Below are 25,278 nucleotides of genomic sequence, written 5' to 3'. Positions count from 1 at the left end.
GATGACCACCGCCGTCACCCACGGCTCACAGATCCGCGAACTCGGTCCGCCCGGCCTGCGCGGCATCTGCTTCAGCTGCGACTCGATGACCGGGCTCGACATCGCCGAGGAGACCGCCCGGCGGGTGGGGGACGCCGCCGCCTGGTACGGGGTCGGCATCCTCGCCCACGACGAGGAACTGGCGCTGCGCTGCGCGGAGTTCGCGCGCGGCCACGGCCTGCACCCGCTGTTCCACCCGCTGGACCTCGACGTCTGCGGCACCGACCCGCTCGACGACCGGGTGCTGAAGGCCATCGGCGCCCGCGCCGACGAGCTCGGCTCCCCGTGGCTGAACGTCGACCTCGCCATGTGGGTGCGCCAGGGCGAGACGCTGCTGGAGTCGCTGGTCCCGATGCCGCTGGTCGACGAGGCGGTGGAGTGGGCCGCCGACCGCATCAAGCACGCCCAGGACGTCATCGGACGGCCCCTCACCATCGAGAACGCCCCCTACCCGTTCGTCGTGGGCAACCAGGACGTCCTGCTGCTGATGACCAGGATCGCGGAGCGCGCCGACTGTCTGATGACCGTCGACGTCGGCCACCTCTACGGACTGCGGATGCAGCGCGGCGTCCCCGCCCGACTGCCCTCCGACGACGGGGACGTGGCCTGGGAGCGCGTGGTCGAGGCCCATATGAGCGGCACCTTCACCCGCCGCTTCGACGAGGGGGTGCTCGTCGTCGACGACAAGCACGACTGGCCCGTCGCCGACGAGGTGTGGGCGCTCGCCGACGACCTGCTGCCCCGGGCCGCCAACCTGCGCTCCGTGATGGCCGAGGCCGAGGGCATGAACGCCGACGATCTGACCGACAGCGTGCTGCGCTTCGCGCGGAGCGCCGACCGATGGTGGAGCACGCCGTGACCACTGACGCGACCCTGGACGTCACCCGCATCCAGGACACCACCTGGCACATCCTCAACGCGACCGCCGCCGGCCGCCGACGGCTGCTGGCGGCCCTGCCCGAAGCCGAACGCGAGATCGTCGCCGCGGGCACCACCGGCCCGGGCTTCGCCATCGAACAGGCCCGCCGCCGCAAGACCCTCGCCAACGTGCTGACCGTCAGCTACCCCGTCACGTTCTTCGCCTACTACGCCCGCACCGGCGCCGACGGCCTGCACGGCCTGCTGGAGGGAGAGCACTGGCGCGGCCGGTCCGCACAGCCGGGCTCCGCCTTCCCGCCCGCCGCCTCCACCTCGGCCGCCTTCAGCGCCCACCTGCGCACCGGAGGCTGGCCGGACCGGCAGGAGGAATGGGTGCGCGAGGCCTTCCGGTTCGAGGACGGCCTGCTCTTCGGCGCCACCATGCCGGGCGCCGCCCGCACCCGCCTGGTCCCCGGCGCGTGGGCCGTCGAAGCCTCCTTCGACGTACCCGAGTACGCCACCGTGCTGCGCGAGCGCGGCGCCACCGACCCCTGGCCCGAGGCGCTGCTGCTGACCAAGCGGCGGCCCGCCCCGACCGCCGTGGTCAGCGTGCCCGCCGACGGCCGGATCCGGCGCCTGCGGCTGCGCGGCGCCGACGTGGCCGCGCTGCGCTGGCTGTGGGACGACCGGCTGCCGGTGCCCGAGGACGCGGCCGGGGCCGCCTCCGTCCGGCGGGCCGTGGCTGCCGGGATCGTGGCCGCAGGGATCGTGGACGGGGTGCGGCCGTGACGGCGGGCGGAGTCGAGGTCCGCCGGGTCCGCCGCACCTACCTGCTGGTCTCCGGCCTGGACTGGTTCGCCGACATGGCGCTGACCGTCACCTCCGTGCTGCTCCTGCAGTCCCTCGGCATGAGCGGGACCGGCGTCTTCGCCGTCATCGCCGCCGTCTGGATCGTCGAGGGACTGTCCGAGATCCCCACCGGCATCGCCGCCGACCTCCTCGGACGCCGCTCCGCGGTCGCGGTCAGCTTCGTGCTGCGTGCCGTCGGCTACTCGGCGCTCTTCTTCAGCGACAGCATCCCGGTCGCCGTGGCGGGCACCCTGCTGGCCGCCCTCGGCGGCACGTTCAGCTCCGGCGCCCTGGAGGCCTGGGCCGTCGACGAGACCGAGCGCACCGACCCCGGCGGGCTGGACCGCATGTTCACCCAGGGCCGGATCGCGGACAACACCGGCCTGGTCCTGGGCACCCTCACCGGTGCCTGGCTCGGCACCCTCGACCTGGCCCTGCCCCAGCTCGCGGCGGGTCTGGCCTGCCTGGCCGGAACCGCGCTGGCGCTGGCCCGGATGACCGAGACCCGGCGGCCGCCCGCGGACGGGCGGTTCGCCGCGAGGCTCCGCGAGTCCACCACCGACGTCCTGGCCGGCACCCGGATCACCCTCTCCGGGGACCGCGTCCTGCTGGCCCTCATCGTCGGGGCAGCCGTCCTCGGACTGTGCCGGGGCGTGCCGGGCGTGCAGTGGACCGTCGTGTTCGAGAGCGCCGCGGGCGGCAGCCTGCTGCTGCTCGCCCTGATGCGCGGCGCCGGTTCGCTGCTGGAGATCCCGCTGCTCGGCTGGGTACTGCGGTTCCAGAAGCGGAACACCGGCGCGCGGCGCACGGTGATCGCCGCCGGGGCCCTCGTGGCGGGCCTGGCGCTGACCGGGGCCGCGCTGCTGCCCGGTGCGCTCGGCCCGGCAGTCGCCTTCGTGGTCTTCACCACCGCCTTCGGGATGTGCATGCCGGGCATCCGGGCGGCGCTCAACGAGCGCATCGGCGGGGAGCACCGGGCCACCGTGCTCTCCGTCGCGGCCCTGTTCACCAATCTCTTCACCGGTGGGGCGCTGGTCCTCATGGGCGTGGTCGTCGGGGATCTCGCGGCCGTCTCCGTGGCCTGGCCGCTGGCCGCCCTGGTCTTCGCCGCGACCGGTCTGGGCATGGCCCACCTCGCCGGCCGCCCGGCTCCCGCTCCGGACCCGGCCTCCACCCCTGCTGTCCCGGGCCCCAAGCCGCGGTCGGCCGTGGGCGTGGAGGAGGTGGCGTGAGCACCGCCGTCGGAGCCGGCGCCGAGCCGTTGCTGGAGGGGCTGCTCGCGGACCTCCAGCTCGAACTGGCCGGACTGCCCGGGTCCGGTCGGTCGCCCGCCGCCGGTCGCGCCGGAGCGCTGGCCGCGGACGCGGCTCGGCTCGGCCTCGGCGCGTACCTCGGCGAACTCCTCGGTACCGGCCCGCCGGTGCCCGGCACCCGCACCCTGCTCGACCTGGAGGCCGACGAGGAGGGCCGCCGCCGCAGCCACACCCGGTGGTGCGCCGAGGCCCGCGACCTGACGGTCCAGGTGTGGGACTGGCTGGCCGACCGCCGCGCCGAAGCCGCTCCGGGCCGGCCCTGGTGGAGCACCCGCATGGCCTTCCCGCTGCCCGCCGGTTCCCTGCACGCCCTCGCCGCGGCCACCGCCGCGCCCGCCCCGCTGGCCCCGCTGGCCCCGCTGGCCCGCGAGTGGGCTCGTACGGCCGGGGTCGCGGACGGCACCGCGGAGCACAACTGGCGCTGGCTGATGCTGGGCAAGGGCCTGCTGCCGCCGGGCACCCCGTTGCCCGGGCTGAACGAGCTGATCACCGGCCTGGTCGAGCGGCTGCGGGACCGCTCCCTGCTGCCGGCCGAGCACCGGGTCAAGGTGCTGCGCAGGCCCAACAGCCCCTCGATGGTGCAGGCCGTGCGCCTGCCCGGCCTCTCGCTGCTGTCCATCCCCACCGCCGTCACCCCGGTGACGGTCCAGTACCTCCAGCACGAGCTCGGCCATCTCGTGGAACACGCGCTCCGCCCGCCCGGCGCACCGCTGGCGGAACGCTGGAGCTTCGACCCGGTCCGCTCGGAGGGGTGGGCACTGCTGCTGGAGCACCTCGTCCGGTCGCCCGCCGTGCTGCGGGAGCTGGGGATGGAGCCTTCCACGGCCGGGACCGTGGCCCGCTTCCTCGCCCAGGAGGAGCGGTTCAGCCGCGGTCTGATGGCCGTGGACGCCGCTTTGGACACCGCCCTGGACGGCGTCACCACCCCCGCCGCCGCCCTCGCCCGGGCCGCCGAACTGGCCGCCCCCACGGGCCTGCACTGGGCCCCCGAACTTCTCCTGCTGCGCCAGGTCCGCATCGTCCAGTGGCGCGCCTACCTGGCCGGATACGCCTGGCGCGACGCCGCTCTGGCCACCCTCACCAGCCGCTTCGGTCCGGGCTGGCCCGCCTCGGCCGACGCCTGGGCGCTGCTCCGTGCGGCCCTGGCCGCCACCGGTTCGGCCGGGGACTTCCTGCACACCCTGCGCACCTCGCGCCGCGCGGCCGCCGCGCCCCGCCGTCAGTTCTCGACGAGCCGGACCACCAGCAGGTAGCAGGCGAGCAGGAGCAGGACGATGGTGTACACCGCGAGCAGCCGGCGGCGCCCCTGCCGCAGGCTGCGGACCGCGGCGGTGATGCCCAGAGCGGCGGCCGCAATCCCCAGGCCCCCGAGCACCGCGGCCGTCCAGTACGCCCAGCCGTGCTCCCCGAGGTAGCGCAGCAACGCGAGGGCGGGCGCCAGCAGCACCGTGGCCGGCAGGTTGTCCACGAGGCCGAACCCGTCCGGCCGCGCCGCCGCTCCCGGCTCCGCCGTCCCGCGCTCCGCCGCCTCCGGTCCCGCCGTACCCCGCTCCGACATCCCCGTGCCTCCCCGTTCCGGCGCGTCCCGTACGCACCGCCTCCCGCGAAGACGCCCGTTCCGGCCCGCAGGGTTGCCCCGCTCGCGGATCACCCCGTCCGTGACGCCGCGAACCCGGACTCCGCGCCGTCGCGCCGGAGCCCGGGTTCGCAGGGAGCAGACCCTGTACGGTGACGTACCGTCAGCAGTTGTCCGGAGCCGGGCGGCCCGCGAAGCGGTCGGCGATCCAGGTCAGGTACTCCTGCTCGGCGACGAACGGGATCGTCTGGTGCGTCGCGCCCTGGTACCGCGTGTACTGCACGGGCTGGTCGAAGGTGCAGGCCCGCTTGACGTAGTCCGTCGTCGAGTTGGGGTTGATGACGGTGTCCGCCGTCCCCTGCATGACCAGCACCGGGGCCACCGTCGTCACGTAGCCCTGGGTGTTCTCGTGGAACCGCTGGTGCCAGGTCTCCGGCACCTCCAGCAGCCCCTTGAACAGGGTGTCGAGCTGTCCGACGTTGCCCACGTTGTTCTGGATGACGTCGGAGAAGTGCTCGATGCACGCCACCCCGTCACCGCCCAGCGCGTCCAGTCCGGCCGGCTTCAGCACGTCCGTCGCCTGGAGTTCGGGGTACGCGGCCAGGAACCCCCGGTACACGTTCACCCGCAGCGCCGCCTGGTGCGAGGGCGAGGTGGCGTCGGTCGGCCCGGGCAGGACCAGGCCCCTGAACTCGGGCCCGAGGTCGGCCGCGGGCGCCAGCGCCGCCACGCCGACCAGCTGGGTCTCGGGGGTGTACGAGGGCGCGTTCTGCCCGACGAACAGTCCCGCGCCGCCGCCCTGCGACCAGCCCAGTACCGCCGTCTTGTTGTTGGCGTGTGCCGCCTGGATCCGGCGGGCCGCGCGCACCGAGTCCAGGACGTTGTTCGACTCGGTCGCGCCGACCACGTACTGGTGCACGCCCGGCGTGCCCAGCCCCTGGTAGTCGGTGCCGACGACGACGTTGCCCGCCGCAAGGAAGTCGGTCAGCGCGGGAACGCCGACGTCGATGCCCCACGGGCTCTGGTAGGTGAAGTAGTCCACGAGGTCCACCGCGGGCTTCGGCACTGCCGACGGGGCGCACATGTTCGGCCCGCCGACCGTCCCGTGCGCCCAGGCCACCACGTTGCGGCCCTGCTGCGGCGCATGCCGGTCGGGCCATGCGACGATGCCCGACACCGCGACGGGGCTGCCGTCGCCCAGCGTCGACAGGTACAGGATCCGGCAGGCCCGGGCTCCGGACGGGGCGTCCACCCGGCGCGCCCAGATCAGGTCGCCGTGTTCGCCCTCGGGGAGCGGGGACGGCGGGGTGTAGAAGCGCTCGCCGTGCGGCCCGGTCGGTACGCCCGGTGCGCACTCGACCTGCTGCCCCTTGCCGCCGGGGCCGCCCGGCCCGTCGTGCTCCGAGGCCGCGGCCACGGGGCCGCCGACGCCCAGGGCGAGCACCGCGGCCGTTCCGGCCGCGATGACCGCCGATACCCGTCGTCTCATCCGATGTCCCTCTCGATCGATCGACCTCACTCGACGTCGGAGCAGACATTAGGGAGAACAGTGTGATGTGTCACATATGCGGACAAGTCGCATTTATGTGTCGCGTTGCTCGGAGGCCCGCTGACGGGCCGTGGCCGTCCGTCCCGTCAGTACACGAGCTTGTACGTCACGTCGTCGGGGACCGGAGCCGGTGCCGTGTCGGTGTAGACGAGGCGGATGAGCGTGAAGCGCTGCACCCCGGGCTCCTCGGGCCAGGCCTCCGGGTGGCTCAGGGTCACCTTCACCGGGTAGGCGCGGAAACGGCCCGCCGCGCAGTAGGGGCGGCAGTCGTTCACCATGTCGGTGCCGGTGGCCCGCGCGGTCCTCGGCCCCCAGGTGTGCCAGCGGAGACCGACGAGGCGGTTGTTCCCGTCGCCGCAGGCCAGCAGGTACTCCTTGGGGCGCCTCTGGGCCTCGGAGAAGCAGTCGACCACGACCGGTTCCGGGGGCGCCGCGCTCCGGGCGGACGCCGTGCCGCCGGGGTGCGCGGAGGCCGGGGCCACGGAGGCCGGGACCAGGGCCGCGGACAGCGCCGCCACCGTGCACAACAAGGTGGTCATCCGCACCCTGTTCCGGGAGGCGCGTGCGGGTCGGCCGGCTGCTGAAACGTTCACGAAAGGACCTTCCTCGCACTCCCTGGCCGCCGCCGCTGCGGCACTACCCAGCTTCCCCCATGCGTGGGGGCCTTGCACCCGCTGGGCAGCGCCGCGCCGGTCCGCCGCGCCTACCCCTCCAGCGACCGGACCGCCTGCCGTTCCAGGTCGAGGGAGCGGTCCACCCGCTCGGCACACGCGTCGAACAGCGCCCGTCGCTCCTCGGCTCCCGCATGCGGGTCCGCGTCGCGGGCGAGCGAGGCCAGCTCCGACCAGTGCCGGCCGGACTCCGCGAAGAGCTCGGCCGCCTCCCGGCGCCCGACCAGGCCGAGGAAGTCGGCGTACAGCGGCCGGGTCGCGCCCGGCGCGGTCCACTCCTGCTCCAGGCAGGCGTGCAGCCGCCCGGTCCCGGCCCGGAAGGCCTCGGGGGAGCTGCCGAAGCGGCGTTCCCAGCCCGTCTTGGTGGCGCTGTCGCGCAGCTGCGCCGCGAGCTTCTCCATCCCGGTGAACCCGAAGTTCACGTCGAACTTGTTCCCCAGGACCGGCCCGGTGAGGTGCGTGACGGTCGAGGCGACGGCCCCGGCCACGTCCGGCTCCGCCTCCGAGGGCCCGGTGGGAACGATCAGCTGGTGGCGGCCCTTGCGGTGCGCGGTCCAGGCGGCGCCGAACTCCTCGCGGTCGATCCGGTACGGGGTCCCGGCGCCGTCCTCGATCAGCAGCTCGTCGCCGTCGTACCCGGCGATGACCACGGTGTACGGGTCGGCGCCGGTCATCTCGGCGTCCGGGTCGGCCTCGTGCCAGGGCAGCGAGGAGCGGTCGACGACGCAGAAGGCGGGCTGCCCCTCGTCCAGCGCCGCGCGGACCCGGCCCCAGCGGGGCTTCATGGCGCGGGTGGCCTCGTACGGGACTCCCAGGCGGCCGAGCGCCACCTGCACCCACGGCTCGGGGTGGGCCTGGGCCACGATCGTGGCGATCGGCACCCGGCCCGCGTACTCGAAGACGAAGTACATGAAGCCGATCCCGCCGGCCAGGCCGGCCACGAGCTCCTCGTCGTGGACGCTGCCGAGCGCATGGCGGATCAGGGAGGCCTCACGGTGGCGTCCGGTGCCGAAGTCTTCGTACACGAGCACAGTCATGCGGTCAGCCTATCCGCGGGAGGTGCGGGACCTCGCCGCCCGGGGGCGGCGGCCGCGGCATCCCGGGGCACATCCGGACGGGCGAACGTACGATGGGCGGGAACCGGCGCCGGCGGCTCGCCGTGCCGCCGGTCCGGGCCCTTCGTGGGAGACGCATGGCAGAGCTGGCCGACACCGCGCGGACCGTCATCCTGACCGTGGACGACGATCCGGGGGTCTCCCGCGCCGTCGCCCGTGACCTGCGCCGCCGCTACGGGTCCGGCTACCGGATCGTGCGCGCCGAGTCCGGCGAGTCCGCGCTGGACGCGCTGCGCGAACTGAAGCTGAGGGGCGACCTGGTCGCCGTGATCCTGGCCGACTACCGCATGCCCCAGATGAACGGCATCGAGTTCCTCGAACAGGCCCTGAACGTCTACCCGGGCGCGCGGCGCGTGCTGCTGACCGCATACGCCGACACCGGCGCGGCCATCGACGCGATCAACGTCGTCGACCTCGACCACTACCTGCTCAAGCCCTGGGACCCGCCGGAAGAGAAGCTCTACCCGGTCGTGGACGACCTGCTCACCGCCTGGCGATCCAGCGACTACCGGCCGGTACCCGCCACCAAGGTCATCGGACACCGCTGGTCGGCGCGCTCCTCGAACGTACGGGAGTTCCTGGCCCGCAACCAGGTGCCGTACCGCTGGTACTCCTCCGACGAGCCCGAGGGGCGGCGGCTGCTGGAGGCCGCCGGGACCGACGGACACCGGCTGCCCGTGGTGATCACCCCGGACTGCACCGTGCTGATCGAGCCGGACGCCCCCGGTCTGGCCGCCCACGTGGGGCTCGCGACGACGCCGGCCGCCGAGTTCTACGACCTCGTCGTGATCGGCGGCGGCCCGGCCGGGCTCGGCGCGGCCGTGTACGGGGCCTCCGAGGGGCTGCGCACGGTGCTGGTCGAGCGGTCGGCGACCGGCGGGCAGGCCGGACAGAGCTCCCGCATCGAGAACTACCTCGGCTTCCCCGACGGCGTCTCGGGCGCGCAGCTCACCGAACGCGCCCGCCGCCAGGCCGGCCGGTTCGGCGCCGAGATCCTCACGGCGCGCGAGGTCACGGGACTGGAGGTCAACGGAGCCGCGCGCGTCGTCCGCTTCTCCGACGGCTCGTCGGTCACCGCGCACAGCGTCATCCTGGCGACCGGGGTGTCGTACCGGCAACTCCAGGCGCCGGGCTGCGAGGACCTGACCGGCCGCGGGGTGTACTACGGCTCCTCGCTCACCGAGGCCTCCGCCTGCCAGGGGCAGGACGTGTACGTCGTGGGCGGCGCCAACTCCGCCGGGCAGGCCGCGATGTACCTGGCACGGGGTGCGAAGTCGGTGACGCTGCTGGTGCGCGGCGAGTCCCTGGCGGCGTCGATGTCGTACTACCTGATCCAGCAGATCGAAGAGGCGCCGAACATCACGGTGCGGACCCGGACGGTCGTCGAGGCGGCGCAGGGCGACGGTCACCTGGAGCAGCTGACCCTGCACGACGTGGACAGCGGCGCGAGCGAACTCGTCGACGCCCAGTGGGTGTTCGTCTTCATCGGAGCCGCCCCGCGGACCGACTGGCTGGACGGCACGGTGCTGCGCGACGCGCGCGGCTTCATCCTGGCCGGGCCGGACCTCACACCGGACGGCCGCCCGCCCGCCGAGTGGGAGCTCGACCGGCCGCCCTACCACCTGGAGACCAACATCCCCGGCGTGTTCGTGGCGGGCGACGCCCGCGCCGAGTCCGCGAAGCGCGTCGCGTCCGCCGTCGGAGAAGGAGCCATGGCCGTGATGCTCGTCCACCGGTACCTGGAGCAGTCATGAGCGGGCACACCATGCCCTGCAGCCCGCAGGAGATCGCCTCGCTGTTCTTGTTCGAGAAGCTCACCCCCGAACAGCTCGGGCGGCTGTGCGCCGAAGGGCGGGTCGAGCGGTTCGAAACCGGTCCGGTGTACACCGAGGGATCCCCGGCGACCTGCTTCTACGTGATGATCGAGGGCACCGTCGTGCTCTCCCGCCGGGTCGGCGGCGACGACGTCGAGGTGAGCCGGACCTCGCAGCGCGGGGTGTACGCGGGCGCCATGCAGGCCTACCTGGGCGACCGGGTGCCCCAGACGTACACCAACTCGATGCGGGTGACCGAGCCGACGCGGTTCTTCGTACTGCCCGCGCAGTCGTTCGCGGACTTCATGCGGGACTGGTTCCCGATGGCCGCACACCTGCTGGAAGGGCTCTTCTTCGGCGCGAAGAACACCCAGCGCGCCATCGGGCAGCGCGAACGCCTGCTGGCCCTCGGTTCGTTGTCCGCAGGGCTCACCCACGAGCTCAACAACCCGGCCGCGGCGGCCGTCCGGGCCACCGCGGCACTGCGCGAACGCGTGGGCAAGATGCGGCACAAGCTGGCCGTCATCGCGCACGGCCCCTACTCCCGCGAGGCACTCGCCGAACTCATCGAGATCCAGGAGCGCACCGCCGAACGCGTCGCGAAGGCACCGGTGCTGAGCCCCCTCGAAGCGTCCGACCGGGAGGACGAGCTCGCGGACTGGCTCGACGACCACGGCATCGCGGAGGGCTGGCGGGTCGCACCGACCTTCGTGCAGGCCGGGCTGGACACGGACTGGCTGGAGCAGGTCGCGGCGACCGTGGCCGAGGACATCCTCCCCGGGGCGATCGGCTGGCTCAACTACACGGTCGAGACCGAGCTGCTGATGGACGAGATCGGCGACTCCACCACCCGCATCTCCCACCTGGTGGACGCCGCCAAGCAGTACTCGCAGCTCGACCGTGCCCCGCACCGGGTCGTCGACGTCCACGAACTCCTCGACAGCACCCTGCTGATGCTGTCGGGCAAGATCGGCCCCGGGATCCGGGTGGTCAAGGAGTACGACCGCTCCCTGCCGGACGTGCCCGCCTACCCGGCGGAGCTCAACCAGGTGTGGACCAACCTCATCGACAACGCGGTCTTCGCGATCGGGAGCACCGGCGGCGAGGGCACGCTCACGGTCCGCACGGGACGGGAGGGGGACCGGCTGCTGGTGGAGTTCCGGGACACCGGGCCCGGCATCCCGGCGGACATCCGCAGCCGCATCTTCGACCCTTTCTTCACCACCAAGCCGGTCGGCGAGGGCACGGGGCTCGGCCTGGACATCTCCTGGCGGATCGTCGTGAACAAGCACCACGGCAGCCTCCAGGTCGAGTCCGCACCGGGCGACACCCGCTTCCAGGTGCTGCTGCCGCTGACCGCACCGGAAGCCGGAACGGAGACCGGGACGAGATCCGAGACCGAGACTGAGCCCGTGACCGAGACCGAGAGCGACATCGCCGAGGAGCCGGTATGACCGACATCGACGGAATCGACCCGAGCGCCGCGCCCACCGGTGCCGGCTGCGGCGACTGCGACGCGGCGGGCGGCTGGTGGTTCCACCTGCGCCGCTGCGCCCAGTGCGGACACGTCGGCTGCTGCGACTCGTCCCCCGCCCAGCACGCCACCGCCCACTGGAAGGCCACCGGCCATCCCTTGGTGCAGAGCTTCGAACCGGGCGAGGAGTGGTTCTGGAACTACGACAGCGGCGAGCTCTACGAGTCCGGGCCCGAGCTGACGCCGCCGCGCGACCATCCCGCGGACCAGCCGGCGCCGGGACCGGCCGACCGGGTGCCCGCGGACTGGACGCAGCGGCTGCACCGCTGAACGGCCTGCCGTCCGGCGGCAGCCCGCGGGCCCGCCCGGCACCGGAGCGCCCTACCGGTGCCGGGCCAGGGTGCGCAACAGGACGAGCAGGGCGAAGGCGATGACGGCCAGGTGGAACCAGGCGGGGCCGGGCGCCGGGGACAGGGCCAGGGAGCTGAGCGTGTTGGAGGTCATACCGCGCGCCTGCCCCCGTCCGCCGCGCTCACGCGCCCGTACGGCCGCGACCCGGCCGGGTCGCGCCCGTGGACCTGCCCGAGGTCAGCCGGGACGCCTCGACCTCGGCCCAGACGGCCTTGCCGTTCTCCCGGGTGGCGGTGCCCCAGCGGTCCGAGAGACGGTCCACGATGTACAGGCCGTGGCCGCCCGGCAGGCCCCGCTGCGGGGTCGGGTGCGGGCGGGGCGGGGTCGTCGTGCCGTCGAAGACCTCGATCCGCAGGACCTCACCGGCCGTCAGCGCGAGTTCGATGCAACCACCCGCGTGCAGCGAGGCGTTGGTCAGCAGCTCGGACACGACGAGCAGGACGTCCTCGGCGGTGGCCTCCCGGTCCCAGCCCCAGTCCCGCAGGGCCTCGCGCGTGAAGTCGCGGCCCTTGGCCACGTGGCCGCGGACGCCGGACAGGGCGAGCCGTCGGCGCTGCCCCGCCACGGAAGGCCCGGTGCGCAGTGAATCGCCGGTGTCCGCTCCGATGGTTTCCACTGTGAACTCTCACCCCCACCGTTGGCACTGGTCTGTGATCGCGAGGACCGTCGCTGTTCCCGCCCGTCTCCGCACGGCCGGTGCCGCGCACCGTCCGTACCCGTACCCCCCGGTCCCGGGACATCGAGCGTGCCCGACAGTCTAGGGGAGCGTCGCCCTCAGGGCGTGTCCATGTGCAGTCTCAGAGTGAGGCCGTCGCCCGAGGCGCGGATCTCGACCAGGTCGCACAGCTGATGGATCATCCACAGCCCGCGGCCGCCGTTGACCGAGGTCAGGGAGGGCCGGCGGCGGCCCGCCAGCGGGTCGGCCAGGCGACCGCCGTCGCGGACCTCGGCCACGATCCCGGCGCCGGTGCTCCACAGCCGGAGCGCGCCCCTCCCGCCGCCGTGGGCCAGGGAGTTGGCGGCGGCCTCGCTCAGCGCGAGGATGAGATCGCCGCGCCGCGCCGCGCTCAGGGCGGTGCCGCGGGCCCAGACCTCGGCGTGGTCGCGCACCTCGCCCAGGTCCCCGTGGCCGTAGACGAGCCAGGGCGCGCCGCCCTCGGGTTCGGGCAGGGGGCGGTCGCAGTCGGCGCAGACCGACGGGGCGTCGGCGTAGTCCGTGCTGGCCAGGTCCGTACCCTTCTCGATCAGTGTGGGATGGGTACGCCGGGCGTCGGACACCACGGCGGCCGGCAGGCCCGCGGCGTCGTACGGGCACAGCACGGTGGCCGGCCGGCCCGCGAACGCCGTGTTGATCAGGGCCTCGTGGCGGGTGGCCTCCAGCACCTCGGCCTGCGAACGGCCGGGCCAGATGGGCTCGCCCACGATCCGGGCGGCCCGTCCCGCGTGCCGGTCGGCGAAGTCCTGCAACGCGGCCAGGATGCGGCCGGGATTGCGGCCCAGCCGCGTCATGTCCGTCCAGGTGACCCCGGCCGCGCCCGCGCCGAGGCTCTCGCGCAGGGCGTCCAGGCGCGGGCCGGGCACGGCCACGAGCACCGGCTCTTCGGCCGCCAGCGAGGCGCGTACGAAGCCTCCCACCCCGGACAGGTACTCCGCCTGACCCCGGTAGAAGAGCGCGGGGTGCACGAAGGCCCCGGGGCCGGCGGGCGCAGGAACCTTGATCATGCTGCGACCTCCAGCGCGGCACATTCGTCCGGGAACATCGCCACGATCTTGCGGAGCGAGTACGGCGGGTCGTGGAGCAGCAGGCGGCGCCCCTGTCCGGTCACGGTGGAGGCGGCCTGCAGCAGGGCGGCGACCGACGCCGCGTCGAGGAAGGCCACGGCGGACAGGTCGAGGTGGACGACCGGGCCGGGGATCCGTGTGACGGCGCCGAGCGCCGCGCGGAGGATCGGCCGGGTGTCCAGGTCGCAGCTGCCGCTCAGGAGGGTGCCGGGACGGTCGCGCAGCGGCCGGGCGGTCAGCGTCGGCGCCGCGCCCGCCCCCGTCGGGGCACACCGCGCGACCGCGTCCGCCCACGGCACACCGGCGGGGTGCACGTGGACACCGTCGGTCGGGACGGACCGGTCGGGCCGGCCGGGGGAGGGCATGCCGCTGCCTACGCCGAGAGCATTCCGGCACGCAGCCGGGTCAGGGTCCGCGACAGCAGGCGCGAGACCTGCATCTGCGAGATGCCGAGCGCGGCGCCGATCTCCGCCTGGGTCTTCTCCTCGCCGAAGCGCAACCGCAGGATCAGCCGGTCGCGTTCGCTCAGCTGCTCCAGCAGCGGCGCGAGGGTGTGGAACTCCTCGAAGAGTTCCATGGCGGGGTCCGGCTCACCGATCCGGTCCGCCAGCGGCAGCGTCGTCCGGCCCGTCGCGGACTGCTCGTCGCCGTCCGCGCCGGCGGTGTCCAGGGAGCCGCTCGTGTAGCCGTTCGCGGCGACCAGCCCGTCGATGACCTGTTCCTCGGTCAGTTCGAGGTGCTGGGCGACCTCCTTGACCGTCGGGGCCCGGCCCAGGACGTCGGTCAGGGCCTCCTGAGCCTTGGCGAGCTCCGTACGCAGTTCCTGAAGACGGCGCGGGACGTGCACGGCCCAGGTGGTGTCGCGGAAGAAGCGCTTGATCTCACCGGTGATGTACGGCAGGGCCAGGGTGGAGAACTCGACCTCGCGTTCGGTGTCGAAGCGGTCGATGGCCTTGATCAGGCCGATGGTCCCCACCTGGATGATGTCGTCCATGTCCAGGCTCCCGCCGAGCGCGCGGGCGCGGAAGCGGCGCGCGGCGAACTGCACGAGGGAGAGGTTCATCTCGATCAGCGTGTTGCGGGCGTACTGGTACTCGTGCGTGCCCTCTTCCAGGGAGCGGAGCCGTTCGAAGAAGACCTTCGACAGCTCGCGCGCGTCGGTGGGCGCCACTTCCCGGGGGTTCTCCACCCGGAACGGGTCCACGGGCTGCGTCGGGGCCCCTGCGGGTGCGGCGGTGTTGGTCCGAGCGGGCGGCGTCTGCGCGTGCTGTGCAGGCATGGGGCTTACGGCGGTGGCCGAGCGAGTCATGTGGCCGTTCCCTCCCGATTGACTGATGGCTGCTCGGGCGCTTGTGCCCCGATCCCGCGGTCCTACACGGTCTGTGCCGTACTTCCTCATGTGCGGCCGGCCACGGGACCGGACGTCCTCGCCGGATCCGCCAACAGGCATACTCCCTTGCGGAGGACGTACAGGCGGCGAGCCGGGGAGGCGGACATGACCGGAGCACAGGACGCGTACCACGATGGCGTGGTCGGCGAGAGCTACCCGGCCGGGGCCGGATGGGTGGTGGCCGCCCGCGGGGAACTCGACCAGGACACGCTCCCCCCGCTCGAGGAGGCGCTCGTCGCGGCGGCGGACGGACACCGGGTGGTGGTGCTGGACGCCGGCTCCATCACCTTCGGCGACTCGTCGTTCCTGAACCTGCTGCTGCGGATGCACCAGCTCACCACGCTGCGCATCGCGGCACCCGGCGAGCAGCTGAGCCGCCTCTTCGCCCTCACGGGCGCCGACACCGTCCTCTCCCTGCACCCGAGCGTCGAAGGCGCCCTCGCCGCGCCGTGACGGCGCCGAACCGGCCGCCCACCGCTCGGACCGGCACCCCGGAGGCCGCGTACCACTGTGCCCAAGCGGGGCCACCGGGTGATCGCCGTGCCTTAAGGTCCGTTCGGCGGCGTTAGCCTTCATCGGCCCGGCTGTGCGGCGAAAGCGGAACCTCCGGCCGGGCCAGGAATCCGGTGCGTCTAGAGTGAGGTTGGCGGATGGCTGAGCGGACGGGCACGGAGACGCCGGGGAGGTCGCCGGCGCTTCCGGGCGAGGGCGGGATCGGCGAATCGGAGCTGCGCCTGCTGCTGGCCGGCCTGACGGCCGTGCGGGACGGGGACTTCCGTACCCGGCTGCCGGCTGCCGGACACGGCCGACGGCCTGCTCGGCGAGATCGCCACCGTGTTCAACGGGATGGCCGACCAGCTGTCGCTGTTCACCTCCGAGGTGACGCGGGTGGCCCGCGAGGTCGGCACCGAGGGCACGCTCGGGGGTCAGGCCGACGTACCGGGAGTCGGCGGCGCCTGGCTGGACCTGACGGATTCGGTCAATTTCATGGCCGGAAACCTTACGGCCCAGGTGCGCTCGATCGCGCAGGTCGCGACCGCCGTGGCCAAGGGCGACCTCTCGCAGAAGATCACCGTCACCGCCCGCGGGGAGATCCTGGAGCTGAAGGAGACCATCAACACGATGGTCGACCAGCTCTCCGGATTCGCCGGGGAGGTCACGCGGGTGGCCCGCGAGGTCGGTACCGAGGGAAGACTCGGCGGCCAGGCCGACGTCAAGGGCGTCTCCGGTACGTGGAAGGACCTGACGGAATCGGTCAACGTCATGGCCGACAACCTGACCGCCCAGGTGCGTTCGATCGCCGAGGTCACCACCGCCGTCGCCCAGGGCGATCTGACGCAGAAGATCCGGGTGGACGCCCGCGGGGAGATCCTGGAGCTGAAGGAGACCATCAACACGATGGTCGACCAGCTGTCCGCGTTCGCCGACGAGGTCACGCGGGTCGCCCGCGAGGTCGGCACCGAGGGCAACCTGGGCGGCCAGGCCACCGTACGGGGGGTCTCCGGCACCTGGAAGGACCTCACCGACAACGTCAACGTCATGGCCTCCAACCTGACCGGCCAGGTCCGCTCCATCGCCCAGGTGGCCACCGCCGTGGCCCGCGGCGACCTCTCGCAGAAGATCGTGGTGGAGGCGAAGGGCGAGGTCGCCGCGCTGGCCGGGGTCATCAACACCATGGTCGACACCCTGTCCGCGTTCGCCGACGAGGTGACCCGGGTGGCCCGCGAGGTCGGCACCGAGGGCCGGCTCGGCGGGCAGGCGCAGGTTCCCAACGTCGCGGGCACCTGGAAGGACCTCACCGACAACGTCAACTCCATGGCGAACAACCTCACCGGCCAGGTCCGCAACATCGCCCTCGTCACGACGGCCGTCGCCAACGGCGACCTGTCCAAGAAGATCGACGTGGACGCCCGCGGCGAGATCCTGGAGCTGAAGACCACCATCAACACGATGGTCGACCAGCTGTCCGCCTTCGCCGCCGAGGTCACCCGCGTCGCCCGCGAGGTCGGCAGCGAGGGACGGCTCGGCGGCCAGGCCGAGGTCGAGGGCGTCTCCGGCACCTGGAAGCGGCTGACCGAGAACGTCAACGAGCTGGCCGGCAACCTGACCCGCCAGGTCCGGGCCATCGCCGAGGTCGCCAGCGCGGTCGCCGAGGGCGACCTGACCCGCTCGATCACCGTCGACGCCTCGGGCGAGGTCGCCGAACTCAAGGACAACATCAACTCCATGGTCGGCTCGCTGCGGGAGAGCACCCGGGCCAACCAGGAACAGGACTGGCTCAAGTCCAACCTGGCCCGCATCTCGGGCCTGATGCAGGGCCACCGGGACCTCGCCGCCGTCGCCGAACTCGTCATGGACGAACTGACACCGCTCGTCGCCGCCCAGTACGGCGCCTTCTACCTCGCCGAGGACCGCCCCCGCGGCACCGTACTCACCCTCGTCGGCTCCTACGGCCGTTCCGCGGACGCCGCGGTGGGCACCGCCTTCGCCCTCGGCGAGTCCCTCGTCGGGCAGGCCGCCCGCAGCCACCGGATCATCGCCACCGACCAGGTCCCCGGCGACTACGTCATCTCCTCCGGTCTGGGCCACACCACCCCCGGCAGCCTGATCATCCTGCCCATCGTGGTCGACGACCAGGTCCTCGGAGTCATCGAACTCGCCTCCTTCAGCGCCTTCACCCCCGTACACCGCGACTTCCTGGCCCAGCTGATGGAGACCATCGGCGCCAACGTCAACACGATCGTCGCCAACGCCCGGACCGACGAACTCCTCGGCGAGTCCCAGCGGCTGACCGGCGAACTCCAGGCGCGCTCGGAGGAACTCCAGGTCCAGCAGGAGGAACTCCAGCGCTCCAACGCCGAACTGGAGGAGAAGGCCGCGCTCCTCGCCAGCCAGAACAGCGACATCGAGGCCAAGAACCTGGAGATCGAGCAGGCCCGGCAGGAACTGGAGACCCGCGCACAGCAGTTGTCGCTGGCCTCCACCTACAAGTCCGAGTTCCTGGCCAACATGAGCCACGAGCTGCGCACCCCGCTCAACAGCCTGCTCATCCTCGCCCAGCTGCTCGCCCAGAACCCCGCCCGCAACCTCACCCCCAAGCAGGTCGAGTACGCGGGCATCATCCACTCGGCCGGCTCGGACCTGCTCCAACTGATCAACGACATCCTCGACCTGTCGAAGGTCGAGGCCGGGAAGATGGACATCAACCCCGAGCGGGTGCACCTGCCCCAGCTGCTCGAGTACGTCGACGCCACCTTCCGGCCGATGACCACCCAGAAGAGCCTGGACCTCACCGTCACCACCGCCCCCGGCGCCCCCGACGACCTGCTCACCGACGACTCGCGGCTGCGCCAGATCCTGCGCAACCTGCTGTCCAACGCCGTCAAGTTCACCGAACGCGGCGGCGTCGAGCTCCGCATCGAACCCGCGGCGGACTCCGAGGTCCCCGCCGGGCTGCCCCGGCGCGGGCCCCTGCTGGCCTTCCGGGTACGGGACACGGGCATCGGCATCCCCGAGCAGCAGCTGGAGTCCGTCTTCGGAGCCTTCCAGCAGGCCGACGGAACCACCAGCCGCAAGTACGGCGGCACCGGCCTGGGGCTCTCCATCAGCCGCGAGATCGCCCAGCTCCTCGGCGGGGCCGTCGTCGCGCAGAGCACGCCCGGCCAGGGCAGCACCTTCACCCTCTACCTGCCGGTCAGCCGCGCGGACTACGAGGACGCCGCCCCGCGCACCGACGCTCCCGCCGCCCTCCCGGCCGGCGCCACGTCGGCGGCGGCCGGACCGGGCCGCCCGGACACGCCCGTACTGCCCGCCCAGCGCCGGGCCCGCCGCCTGCTCGTGATCGAGGAACGCCCCAACGGGCTGCTCTCCCTCGTCGCCGAGAGCGCCGCCCGGGACTTCGCTCCCCGCCACGAGGTGACGGGGGAGCGCGGGGGCATCCAGGTGGTCAACGCCACGAGCTCGCGCGAAGCCGCCGCCGCACTGGCATCGGACCCCTTCCACTGCGTCGTCCTGGAACTGGACATGCCCGACGGGGAAGCGCTGGACTTCCTCGACGCCCTCGACGGAGACCCGGCCCTGTCCGCGCTGCCCGTCCTCGCCCACAACAACCCCCGGATCAGGACCGGCCAGGAGGACGCCCTGCGGCAGCGGTCCGCATCACGTCACGTGGAACTGCTCTCCAGCCTGGACGAGTTGCGCGAACGCATCGCCCTCCACCTGTCCGCCGAGCAGCCGGGGGACGTGCTGCCCCCGGTCTCCGGGGTCACGCACCGGCAGCAGGCCGCCCACGTGCTCGACGGCGACCTCGCCGGACGCACCGTCCTCGTCGTCGACGACGACGCACGCAACCTCTTCGCCCTCAGCGGGGTCCTGGAACTGCACGGCATGCGCGTGCTCCACGCCGAGGACGGCCGCAAGGGCATCGACGCCCTCACCCACAACGCCGGGGTCGACCTCATCCTGATGGACGTGATGATGCCCGAACTCGACGGATACGCCGCCACCGCCGAGATCCGCCGGATGCCGGCGTACGAAGGCCTGCCCATCATCGCCGTCACCGCCAAGGCGATGCCCGGGGACCGGGAGAAGAGCCTCGCCGCGGGCGCCAGCGACTACGTGACCAAGCCGGTGGACGCCGACGACCTCATCGCCCGCGTCCGGCACTGGCTCACCCGATGACCGGGGACACGGGGCGGCACGACGAGGCCGGCCCGGGGCGCACGCCCGTGGCAGGCCGGGCCGCGCCCGTCATCCCGCACCAGGCCCCGACCCCGCTGGGACGCCTCGTCGCCACCGTCGAACGGCTGCGCCGCGAGGTGCTGGAGGCGCAGGCGGCCGCCGACGGACGGGCCCTGGTCGAACTGGCCAAGGGCATCCTGATCGGCCAGCTGCACTGCACCCCGGCCGCGGCGGCACGGCAGCTCGACCTGCTGTGCCGCGACAGCGGGATGTCCCCCCTCGAACTCGCCGCCGACATCGTCAACCAGGCGTCCCGCGACCACGTCAGCGAGATCGCCGCCGAGTTCGTCGAGCGCACCGGCACGGCCGACGCCCCGCCCGAGAGGCACTCCGCGGTCTCGGTCCGGCTGCGCACTGCCGAGAGCGGCGTGCTCGCCGCCGCCGCCGACACCCAGGCGGTGGCCGAGTCCCTCCTGACGAACGCCCTGGGCCCGCTGGGAGCGGTCGCCGTCGCCGTGTGGACCGCAGTGCCCGACGGCTCGCTGGCCCTCGCCGGGCACGCCGGATTCCGCCCCGGGGAAGCCGCCCGCTGGCGCCACGTGCCCCCGGGCGTCTCCACCGTCGCCCGCCTGGCGCTGACGCAGCGGCGACTGGTCACCCTCGCCAGCCTCGAACGCGAACGGCTGCCCTCGATCGGCCACCACCAGTGGCCCGGCGGCGGCCGGATGGCCGTACCCGCGGGAACGGGCGGACGGATCCACGGGGTGCTCGAAATCTGCTGGCCGGAGCCCCTCGCACCACAGCCGCCGCAGATCGAGCGCCAGGTCGAGGCCCTCGCCGAACTGTGCGCGCACACCATGGACGCCTCGCCGCCGCGCGACCTCACGGCCACCGAGGCGGTCCTCCCCGACGTCGCGGAACTCATCGACCTGGCCGAGGGACTACAGGACCCCGCCGTGGTCCTCACCCCGGTCCTCGACCCCGAGGGCCGGCTCGGCGACTTCCGGATCCGGCACGCCGGCAGCCGGTTCGTCGACCCGCTGGGACGGCCGCGCGGAGACGTCAACGGCGCCCTGCTCCTGGAGGCCTATCCGCTGGCCGCCGGCGAGAGCGGGCTGTTCGACATCATCGAGCGCGTCCACGCCACGGGCGAGCCCTTCCGGGCCGAACGCATGAGCCTGACCGCGCTCGTCGACCAGATCCCGCTCACCTCGGTCGCCGACATCAGCGTCAGCCGCCACGGCGCCGCCGTCCTGCTGATCTGGCGCATCGAGGACGAGACCGCCCGGCTGGCCAACCTCCTGCAGCACGCCCAACGCCTGGGCCGGATCGGCGGTTTCGAGGAGAACCTCGCCACCGGGGAGACCACCTGGAACGCCCAGCTCTACGCCCTCCACGGACTCCCCACCGCCGCACCCCCCGTACGGCTGCACGAACTGCCCGGCTACGCCCACCCGGACGACTCCGCCGCCCTCGGCGGCTTCCTGCGGGCGGTGCTCCGCCACCGCCGCCCCGCCTCCGTCAACTTCCGCCTCCAGCGGCCCGACGGAATCACCCGCCACATCCGGGTCGTCGCCGAGCCCGTCCTCGACGCGGACCAGCAGCTGTACGCCGTGCGCGGCGCCTACCAGGACATCTCCGCCCAGCACTGGACCGAGGTCGCACTGGCCGCGACCAGGGACCAGCTCGCCCACACCGAAGCCGAGTCCGCCGAACGCAACCGGCTCGCCCTCCAGCTCCAGCACGCCATCATGCCCCCCACACCACCCGCCATCGAGGCCCCGGGCCTGCGGGTCGCCGTCCGCTACCGGCCGGCGGAGACCGAGTCGCTCGTCGGCGGCGACTGGTACGACACCGTGGTGCTGCCCTCCGGACTGATCATGCTGTCCGTGGGCGACGTCGCCGGACACGGCATCGAGGCGGCCACCGGCATGGTCGTGCTGCGCAATGCCCTGCGCGGCCTCGCCGTGACCGGCGCGGGCCCCGCCCAGCTGCTGTCCTGGCTGAACACGGTCACCCACCACCTGGCCAAGCACGTGACGGCCACCGCCGTCTGCGGCCTCTTCGACCCGCGCACCAGGGTGATGCGCTGGGCGCGCGCCGGCCACCTGCCGCCCGTGCTCGTCCGCGGCGGCGAGGCCGACGCGTTCCCCCTCATCGAGGGCCTGCTCCTCGGGGCCCTGCCCGATGTCACGTACGTCGAGCGGGAAGTGCGCCTCGAACCGGACGACACCCTGCTGATGTTCACGGACGGCCTCGTGGAACGCCGGGACTCCTCGGTACAGGACTCGCTGCGCCATCTCCTGCACGCGGCGGGCGCCGGAGCCGGGGACCTGGACGGGCAGCTGGACCGCCTCCTCGCCGAGAGCCGCTCCGACACGGACGACGACACGTGCGTGATCGGCATCCAGGTGGGCTGACCGTACCGCTCAGGTCGGAGGGCCGAGCGCCGGAAATCATCATCAGGGCGCACCGGTTGGCAGTGGGCGGCCGCCATGATTCCGTCATGGCACAAGAACTCGCAACGCTCGCCCAGGAGAGCGCGGACCGCCTGGCCGGGAAGCACGTCGGCGTGGTCGTGGCCGCGCTGGCGGGAGACGCCGTGGAGATCCGCGGCGCCGGACGCACCGGCGGGCCCCAGGGCGGCGTCCCCGGCCCCGGCACCCTGTTCGAGATCGGTTCGGTGACCAAGGCGTTCACCGCCCTGACCCTGGCGCGTCTGGTATCCGCCGGCACGGTGGGCCTGGACGAGCCGCTCGCCGATCTACTGCCCGACGGGGCCGTCGTACCGGCCCGGGACGGCTGCCGGATCACCCTCCGGCAGCTGGCCACCCACACCTCCGGCCTGCCGCGGCTGCCCCGGGGCATGCTGCTCCGCGCCCTGCTGCACCCGTCGAAGCCGGATCCGTACGCCGGCTGCACGGCCGAGACCCTGCTGACCGGACTGGCCCGGACCCGGCTGGGAGCCACCCCGGGGAAACGGTTCCGCTACTCCAACCTCGGAGCCGGACTGCTGGGCCTGGCCCTCGCCCACCGGACCGGCACGGAGTACGAGGCCCTCATCACCCGCGAGATCTGCGCCCCGTTGGGCATGACCGACACCGTCGTGACCGTGGACGCCGGCCGAGCGGAACGCTCCGCGCAAGGCCACAGCGGGCGCGGCCGGCCGGTGGCCCCGTGGCACCTCGCGGACCTGGCGGGCGCGGGCGGCCTGCACTCGACCGCCACCGACCTGGTGGCCTTCGTACGGGCCCAGCTCGACGGCGGCCCCGCGGAGCTCGCCGAGGCGATCCGCCTGACCCGCTCGGTCGAGCACCGCAAGAGCCCCTTCGCCTGGGTACACCTGGGCTGGATGGCCCACCGCCTCCACCCCCGGCAGGGCGCGCACCTGCAGATCTGGCACAACGGAGGGACCGGGGGCTTCTCCTCCTTCGTGGGCTTCGACCCGGAGAAGCGCCTCGCCGTGATCGCCCTCGGCAACGCGCAGCGACCGGTGGACCGCCCGGCCTTCGACCTCCTGCGCACCCTGCAGTCGCGGTAGGCGGACAATCCGGTCTGACCCGTTTCGTCGGTCACACCGATGGCCTACGCTGCCGAAGGGCGACGCGATCCGCGCGTGGGCCGCGAGCACGATGGCACGGGAGCCGATGACAGACCGACGGGGCACCGGCCTGCCGGGGGAGGCCGCCGGCCGCACCTGGGACTCGGCCCTGTCGTCCGAGGAGTTCGCGGCGGTCAAGGGCGCCGGGTTCGACCCGGTCGGGCAGGTGCTCGGCACGGCCGTCTTCAACGTCGGTTACAGCGGCGTCCGGGGCTGCCCGGGAGCCTGGTCGACAAGCGTGCCGCGGGCGGCGGCCCCGGCGGCGCTGCCGCCGTCGGCCAACGTGCAGACGGTGAGGGCGCTGTACGGGGCGCGCAGACTGGCGCTGGCCCGTGCGGCGGAGGAGTGCCGCGCGCTCGGCGGCGACGGGATCGTCGGTGTGCACCTGCGGATCGGCGGCTTCCCGGCGGGTGGCGTGGAGTTCACGGCGCTGGGCACCGCGGTCCGGGCCCGTTCGCGCATCCGGCCGCGGATCCCGTTCACCTCGCACCTGAGCGGCCTGGACTTCGCCGCGCTCCTGTCCGCCGGCTGGGTGCCCACCGGACTGGCCTTCGGCATCGCCCTCGCGACCCGGCACGACGACTGGCGCACCTCCCGCCGGATCCGCTGGACCCCCGGGAACCAGGAGGTCGACGGATACACCCACTTGATCGACCGGGTCCGTCAAGGCGCGCGCGAGCAGCTGTCCCTCGATGCCGCGCAGCACGGCGGCGACGGGGTGGTGGTCGACGAGATGGAGCTGCGCGTGTCCGAGACCGAGTGCCCCGCGTACGGCTACGCGCGCGACCACTCGGCGGAGGCCGTCCTCATCGGCACCTCCCTCGCCCGGTTCGGCCGCGCCGAGCGGCCCGCCGGGCCCAGGCCACTGACCATCATGAGACTGGAGCGCGAGCACTGACATGACCGGAGGAACGGGGCAGGGACGGGCCGGGGGAGCCGCGCGGCCAGATGCGCAGGGCGTGCCCGAGGACGCGATGCGCAGACTTGCGCAGCTCCGGCCGGGGGAGAAGGGCTCGTTCTTCACCTCGGACCTGACGGTGAACGAGTTCCTGCTGGTGCGCGAGGCCGGTTTCCGTCCGCTCGGGCTGGTCCTCGGCTGCTCGGTCTACCACGTGGGCGTCCAGCTCGGCCGGTGGTCGAAGAACCAGGAGCTGACCAAGCTGACCCAGGCCATGTACCACGCGCGCGAACTGGCGATGAGCCGGATGGAGGCCGAGGCGAGCGCCTTGGGGGCGGACGGGATCGTCGGGGTGCGGCTGGACGTCGAGTTCAAGGAGTTCGGTTCGGACATCGCCGAGTTCATCGCCGTCGGCACGGCGGTGAAGGCGGCCGGCGCGGACCCGGGACCGGGCGGAACCTGGCTCAACAACAAGGGCAAGCCCTTCACCTCGGACCTGTCCGGCCAGGACTTCTGGACGCTGATCCGGGCCGGGTACGCACCGCTGGACCTGGTCATGGGGTCGTGCGTCTACCACGTGGCGCACCAGCGCTTCGCGCAGGCGCTGAGCACCGGCGGCCGCAACGTGGAGATCGAGCCGTTCACGCAGGCCCTCTACGACGCGCGCGAGCTGGCGATGAGCCGGATGCAGGCGGAGGGGCAGGCCCTGGAGGCGGAGGGGATCGTGGCGGTCCGGCTGAAGCAGCACTCGCACAACTGGGGTGCGCACACGACCGAGTTCTTCGCCATCGGGACGGCGGTGCGCCCGTTGCGTGACGACCACGTCATCGACCGGCCGGCCATGGTGGTGAGCGTCGATGGCTGAGAGGGAAGTGGAACTGCTGGCGGCGGCGCTGCGCAGGGACAGCGCCGACCTCGGCCTCTACGCCCAGGTGCTCGCGGCGAACCTGGCGGACCTGCTCCCGCCGGGGGCCGTACGGGTCAAGCGCCGGCGGTCCGTCGCGGAACGGGTGGCCGGTCGGGAGGGTTCGGTCTCCGAACTCGACGTCGTGCTCGGGGAGCAGCGGCTCTCGCTGCGGGTGGACCGGGGCCGTGTGGTGGCCGGGGAGATCTGCCACGAGGTTCGGGGCATCGTGCTCTCGCGGCGGCAGGTGGGGCTCGACGAGTGGATCGGCGTCCTGGCCCGGTCCCTGGCGGAGGCCGCGGCCTCCAACGCCCGTGCCCGCGAGGCCGTCGAGCGCTTCCTGGCCTGACCCTC

Annotated in this window: 23 protein-coding genes; 14 read left to right on the top strand and 9 right to left on the bottom strand. The window is 73.3% G+C overall.

The window, feature by feature from the left end; genetic code table 11:
- Position 1: 1 nt before the first annotated feature.
- The 4 genes from ACTVZO_RS02215 to ACTVZO_RS02200 are packed head-to-tail and all read left to right on the top strand — an operon-like array spanning position 2 to position 4,312.
- Positions 2 to 898, top strand: coding sequence for a multinuclear nonheme iron-dependent oxidase (locus tag ACTVZO_RS02215; protein ID WP_443296693.1), 897 nt, complete (start codon positions 2 to 4; stop codon positions 896 to 898).
- Positions 895 to 1,686 carry a hypothetical protein gene (locus ACTVZO_RS02210; RefSeq protein WP_443296692.1) on the top strand — a complete coding sequence of 264 codons (792 nt, stop codon included), beginning with the start codon at positions 895 to 897 and terminating at the stop codon, positions 1,684 to 1,686. The genes ACTVZO_RS02215 and ACTVZO_RS02210 overlap by 4 nt, the downstream gene beginning before the upstream one ends.
- Positions 1,683 to 2,978, top strand: a complete 1,296-nt coding sequence (locus tag ACTVZO_RS02205; RefSeq protein WP_443296691.1) for an MFS transporter — start codon at positions 1,683 to 1,685, stop codon at positions 2,976 to 2,978. Before ACTVZO_RS02210 ends, ACTVZO_RS02205 begins: the two co-directional genes overlap by 4 nt.
- Complete coding sequence (locus ACTVZO_RS02200; protein ID WP_443296690.1) at positions 2,975 to 4,312, top strand: hypothetical protein; 1,338 nt, start codon at positions 2,975 to 2,977, stop codon at positions 4,310 to 4,312. Before ACTVZO_RS02205 ends, ACTVZO_RS02200 begins: the two co-directional genes overlap by 4 nt.
- Here the strand turns inward: ACTVZO_RS02200 and ACTVZO_RS02195 are convergent.
- From ACTVZO_RS02195 to ACTVZO_RS02180, 4 genes are all read right to left on the bottom strand, one after another.
- Complete coding sequence (locus ACTVZO_RS02195) at positions 4,279 to 4,617, bottom strand: hypothetical protein (protein ID WP_443296689.1); 339 nt, start codon at positions 4,615 to 4,617, stop codon at positions 4,279 to 4,281. The two genes, ACTVZO_RS02200 and ACTVZO_RS02195, sit on opposite strands and share 34 nt — an antisense overlap.
- Positions 4,618 to 4,798: 181 nt before the next feature.
- Positions 4,799 to 6,124 carry a lipase family protein gene (locus ACTVZO_RS02190; protein ID WP_443296688.1) on the bottom strand — a complete coding sequence of 442 codons (1,326 nt, stop codon included), beginning with the start codon at positions 6,122 to 6,124 and terminating at the stop codon, positions 4,799 to 4,801.
- 146 nt (positions 6,125 to 6,270) lie between these two features.
- Positions 6,271 to 6,723, bottom strand: coding sequence for a hypothetical protein (locus ACTVZO_RS02185; RefSeq protein WP_443296687.1), 453 nt, complete (start codon positions 6,721 to 6,723; stop codon positions 6,271 to 6,273).
- Positions 6,724 to 6,887: 164 nt separating this feature from the next.
- Positions 6,888 to 7,892: a BtrH N-terminal domain-containing protein gene (locus tag ACTVZO_RS02180; protein WP_443296686.1), complete on the bottom strand. Its 1,005-nt coding sequence runs from the start codon at positions 7,890 to 7,892 to the stop codon at positions 6,888 to 6,890.
- Positions 7,893 to 8,047: 155 nt separating this feature from the next.
- Here ACTVZO_RS02180 and ACTVZO_RS02175 point away from each other — a divergent pair, with 155 nt between their 5' ends.
- From ACTVZO_RS02175 to ACTVZO_RS02165, 3 genes are read left to right on the top strand one after another with little or no spacing between them, the layout of a single operon-like run.
- Positions 8,048 to 9,724, top strand: coding sequence for an FAD-dependent oxidoreductase (locus ACTVZO_RS02175; RefSeq protein WP_443296685.1), 1,677 nt, complete (start codon positions 8,048 to 8,050; stop codon positions 9,722 to 9,724).
- The gene (locus ACTVZO_RS02170) at positions 9,721 to 11,238 is read left to right on the top strand and encodes an ATP-binding protein (protein WP_443296684.1); all 1,518 of its coding nucleotides are present in this window, start codon (positions 9,721 to 9,723) and stop codon (positions 11,236 to 11,238) included. Before ACTVZO_RS02175 ends, ACTVZO_RS02170 begins: the two co-directional genes overlap by 4 nt.
- Complete coding sequence (locus ACTVZO_RS02165; protein ID WP_443296683.1) at positions 11,235 to 11,588, top strand: UBP-type zinc finger domain-containing protein; 354 nt, start codon at positions 11,235 to 11,237, stop codon at positions 11,586 to 11,588. Before ACTVZO_RS02170 ends, ACTVZO_RS02165 begins: the two co-directional genes overlap by 4 nt.
- 51 nt (positions 11,589 to 11,639) lie before the next feature.
- Here the strand turns inward: ACTVZO_RS02165 and ACTVZO_RS02160 are convergent, their stop codons facing one another.
- The 5 genes from ACTVZO_RS02160 to ACTVZO_RS02140 form a co-directional block, all read right to left on the bottom strand.
- A complete protein-coding gene (locus tag ACTVZO_RS02160) occupies positions 11,640 to 11,762 on the bottom strand; it encodes a hypothetical protein (RefSeq protein WP_443296682.1) in 123 nt (40 codons plus the stop codon).
- A gap of 28 nt (positions 11,763 to 11,790) precedes the next feature.
- Positions 11,791 to 12,285: an ATP-binding protein gene (locus ACTVZO_RS02155; RefSeq protein WP_443296681.1), complete on the bottom strand. Its 495-nt coding sequence runs from the start codon at positions 12,283 to 12,285 to the stop codon at positions 11,791 to 11,793.
- Between the two features lie 158 nt (positions 12,286 to 12,443).
- A complete protein-coding gene (locus ACTVZO_RS02150) occupies positions 12,444 to 13,391 on the bottom strand; it encodes an anti-sigma factor RsbA family regulatory protein (protein ID WP_443296680.1) in 948 nt (315 codons plus the stop codon).
- A complete protein-coding gene (locus ACTVZO_RS02145) occupies positions 13,388 to 13,816 on the bottom strand; it encodes an STAS domain-containing protein (RefSeq protein ID WP_443296679.1) in 429 nt (142 codons plus the stop codon). Before ACTVZO_RS02145 ends, ACTVZO_RS02150 begins: the two co-directional genes overlap by 4 nt.
- An 8-nt stretch (positions 13,817 to 13,824) precedes the next feature.
- The gene (locus tag ACTVZO_RS02140; RefSeq protein ID WP_443296678.1) at positions 13,825 to 14,730 is read right to left on the bottom strand and encodes a SigB/SigF/SigG family RNA polymerase sigma factor; all 906 of its coding nucleotides are present in this window, start codon (positions 14,728 to 14,730) and stop codon (positions 13,825 to 13,827) included.
- Positions 14,731 to 14,946: 216 nt separating this feature from the next.
- Between ACTVZO_RS02140 and ACTVZO_RS02135 the strand changes: the two genes are divergently transcribed.
- From ACTVZO_RS02135 to ACTVZO_RS02105, 7 genes are all read left to right on the top strand, one after another.
- Positions 14,947 to 15,294, top strand: a complete 348-nt coding sequence (locus tag ACTVZO_RS02135) for an STAS domain-containing protein (RefSeq protein WP_443296677.1) — start codon at positions 14,947 to 14,949, stop codon at positions 15,292 to 15,294.
- Between the two features lie 393 nt (positions 15,295 to 15,687).
- Positions 15,688 to 19,521: a HAMP domain-containing protein gene (locus ACTVZO_RS02130; RefSeq protein WP_443296676.1), complete on the top strand. Its 3,834-nt coding sequence runs from the start codon at positions 15,688 to 15,690 to the stop codon at positions 19,519 to 19,521.
- Positions 19,518 to 21,941 carry a SpoIIE family protein phosphatase gene (locus ACTVZO_RS02125; protein ID WP_443296675.1) on the top strand — a complete coding sequence of 808 codons (2,424 nt, stop codon included), beginning with the start codon at positions 19,518 to 19,520 and terminating at the stop codon, positions 21,939 to 21,941. The genes ACTVZO_RS02130 and ACTVZO_RS02125 overlap by 4 nt, the downstream gene beginning before the upstream one ends.
- 86 nt (positions 21,942 to 22,027) lie before the next feature.
- Positions 22,028 to 23,062 carry a serine hydrolase domain-containing protein gene (locus tag ACTVZO_RS02120; protein WP_443296674.1) on the top strand — a complete coding sequence of 345 codons (1,035 nt, stop codon included), beginning with the start codon at positions 22,028 to 22,030 and terminating at the stop codon, positions 23,060 to 23,062.
- A gap of 106 nt (positions 23,063 to 23,168) precedes the next feature.
- Positions 23,169 to 24,020 carry a heavy metal-binding domain-containing protein gene (locus ACTVZO_RS02115; protein ID WP_443296673.1) on the top strand — a complete coding sequence of 284 codons (852 nt, stop codon included), beginning with the start codon at positions 23,169 to 23,171 and terminating at the stop codon, positions 24,018 to 24,020.
- A gap of 76 nt (positions 24,021 to 24,096) precedes the next feature.
- A complete protein-coding gene (locus tag ACTVZO_RS02110) occupies positions 24,097 to 24,885 on the top strand; it encodes a heavy metal-binding domain-containing protein (RefSeq protein ID WP_443296672.1) in 789 nt (262 codons plus the stop codon).
- The gene (locus ACTVZO_RS02105; RefSeq protein WP_443296671.1) at positions 24,878 to 25,273 is read left to right on the top strand and encodes a hypothetical protein; all 396 of its coding nucleotides are present in this window, start codon (positions 24,878 to 24,880) and stop codon (positions 25,271 to 25,273) included. The genes ACTVZO_RS02110 and ACTVZO_RS02105 overlap by 8 nt, the downstream gene beginning before the upstream one ends.
- Positions 25,274 to 25,278: the final 5 nt, after the last annotated feature.

The sequence above is a fragment of the Streptomyces sp. IBSNAI002 genome (assembly GCF_052244475.1).
In the GTDB taxonomy this organism is placed as follows: Bacteria; Actinomycetota; Actinomycetes; order Streptomycetales; family Streptomycetaceae; genus Streptomyces.
This window is presented reverse-complemented; position numbering and strand designations above follow the sequence as displayed.

Excerpts from the sequence above, each read along its gene's own strand:
- ACTVZO_RS02215 (WP_443296693.1), top strand. The coding sequence starts at position 2 with ATGACCACCGCCGTCACCCACGGCTCACAGATCCGCGAACTCGGTCCG.
- ACTVZO_RS02195 (WP_443296689.1), bottom strand. The coding sequence starts at position 4,617 with ATGTCGGAGCGGGGTACGGCGGGACCGGAGGCGGCGGAGCGCGGGACG.
- ACTVZO_RS02190 (WP_443296688.1), bottom strand. The coding sequence starts at position 6,124 with ATGAGACGACGGGTATCGGCGGTCATCGCGGCCGGAACGGCCGCGGTG.
- ACTVZO_RS02185 (WP_443296687.1), bottom strand. The coding sequence starts at position 6,723 with ATGACCACCTTGTTGTGCACGGTGGCGGCGCTGTCCGCGGCCCTGGTC.
- ACTVZO_RS02180 (WP_443296686.1), bottom strand. The coding sequence starts at position 7,892 with ATGACTGTGCTCGTGTACGAAGACTTCGGCACCGGACGCCACCGTGAG.
- ACTVZO_RS02175 (WP_443296685.1), top strand. The coding sequence starts at position 8,048 with ATGGCAGAGCTGGCCGACACCGCGCGGACCGTCATCCTGACCGTGGAC.
- ACTVZO_RS02170 (WP_443296684.1), top strand. The coding sequence starts at position 9,721 with ATGAGCGGGCACACCATGCCCTGCAGCCCGCAGGAGATCGCCTCGCTG.
- ACTVZO_RS02165 (WP_443296683.1), top strand. The coding sequence starts at position 11,235 with ATGACCGACATCGACGGAATCGACCCGAGCGCCGCGCCCACCGGTGCC.
- ACTVZO_RS02160 (WP_443296682.1), bottom strand. The coding sequence starts at position 11,762 with ATGACCTCCAACACGCTCAGCTCCCTGGCCCTGTCCCCGGCGCCCGGC.
- ACTVZO_RS02150 (WP_443296680.1), bottom strand. The coding sequence starts at position 13,391 with ATGATCAAGGTTCCTGCGCCCGCCGGCCCCGGGGCCTTCGTGCACCCC.
- ACTVZO_RS02145 (WP_443296679.1), bottom strand. The coding sequence starts at position 13,816 with ATGCCCTCCCCCGGCCGGCCCGACCGGTCCGTCCCGACCGACGGTGTC.
- ACTVZO_RS02140 (WP_443296678.1), bottom strand. The coding sequence starts at position 14,730 with ATGCCTGCACAGCACGCGCAGACGCCGCCCGCTCGGACCAACACCGCC.
- ACTVZO_RS02135 (WP_443296677.1), top strand. The coding sequence starts at position 14,947 with ATGACCGGAGCACAGGACGCGTACCACGATGGCGTGGTCGGCGAGAGC.
- ACTVZO_RS02130 (WP_443296676.1), top strand. The coding sequence starts at position 15,688 with ATGGCCGACCAGCTGTCGCTGTTCACCTCCGAGGTGACGCGGGTGGCC.
- ACTVZO_RS02125 (WP_443296675.1), top strand. The coding sequence starts at position 19,518 with ATGACCGGGGACACGGGGCGGCACGACGAGGCCGGCCCGGGGCGCACG.
- ACTVZO_RS02120 (WP_443296674.1), top strand. The coding sequence starts at position 22,028 with ATGGCACAAGAACTCGCAACGCTCGCCCAGGAGAGCGCGGACCGCCTG.
- ACTVZO_RS02115 (WP_443296673.1), top strand. The coding sequence starts at position 23,169 with ATGACAGACCGACGGGGCACCGGCCTGCCGGGGGAGGCCGCCGGCCGC.
- ACTVZO_RS02110 (WP_443296672.1), top strand. The coding sequence starts at position 24,097 with ATGCGCAGACTTGCGCAGCTCCGGCCGGGGGAGAAGGGCTCGTTCTTC.
- ACTVZO_RS02105 (WP_443296671.1), top strand. The coding sequence starts at position 24,878 with ATGGCTGAGAGGGAAGTGGAACTGCTGGCGGCGGCGCTGCGCAGGGAC.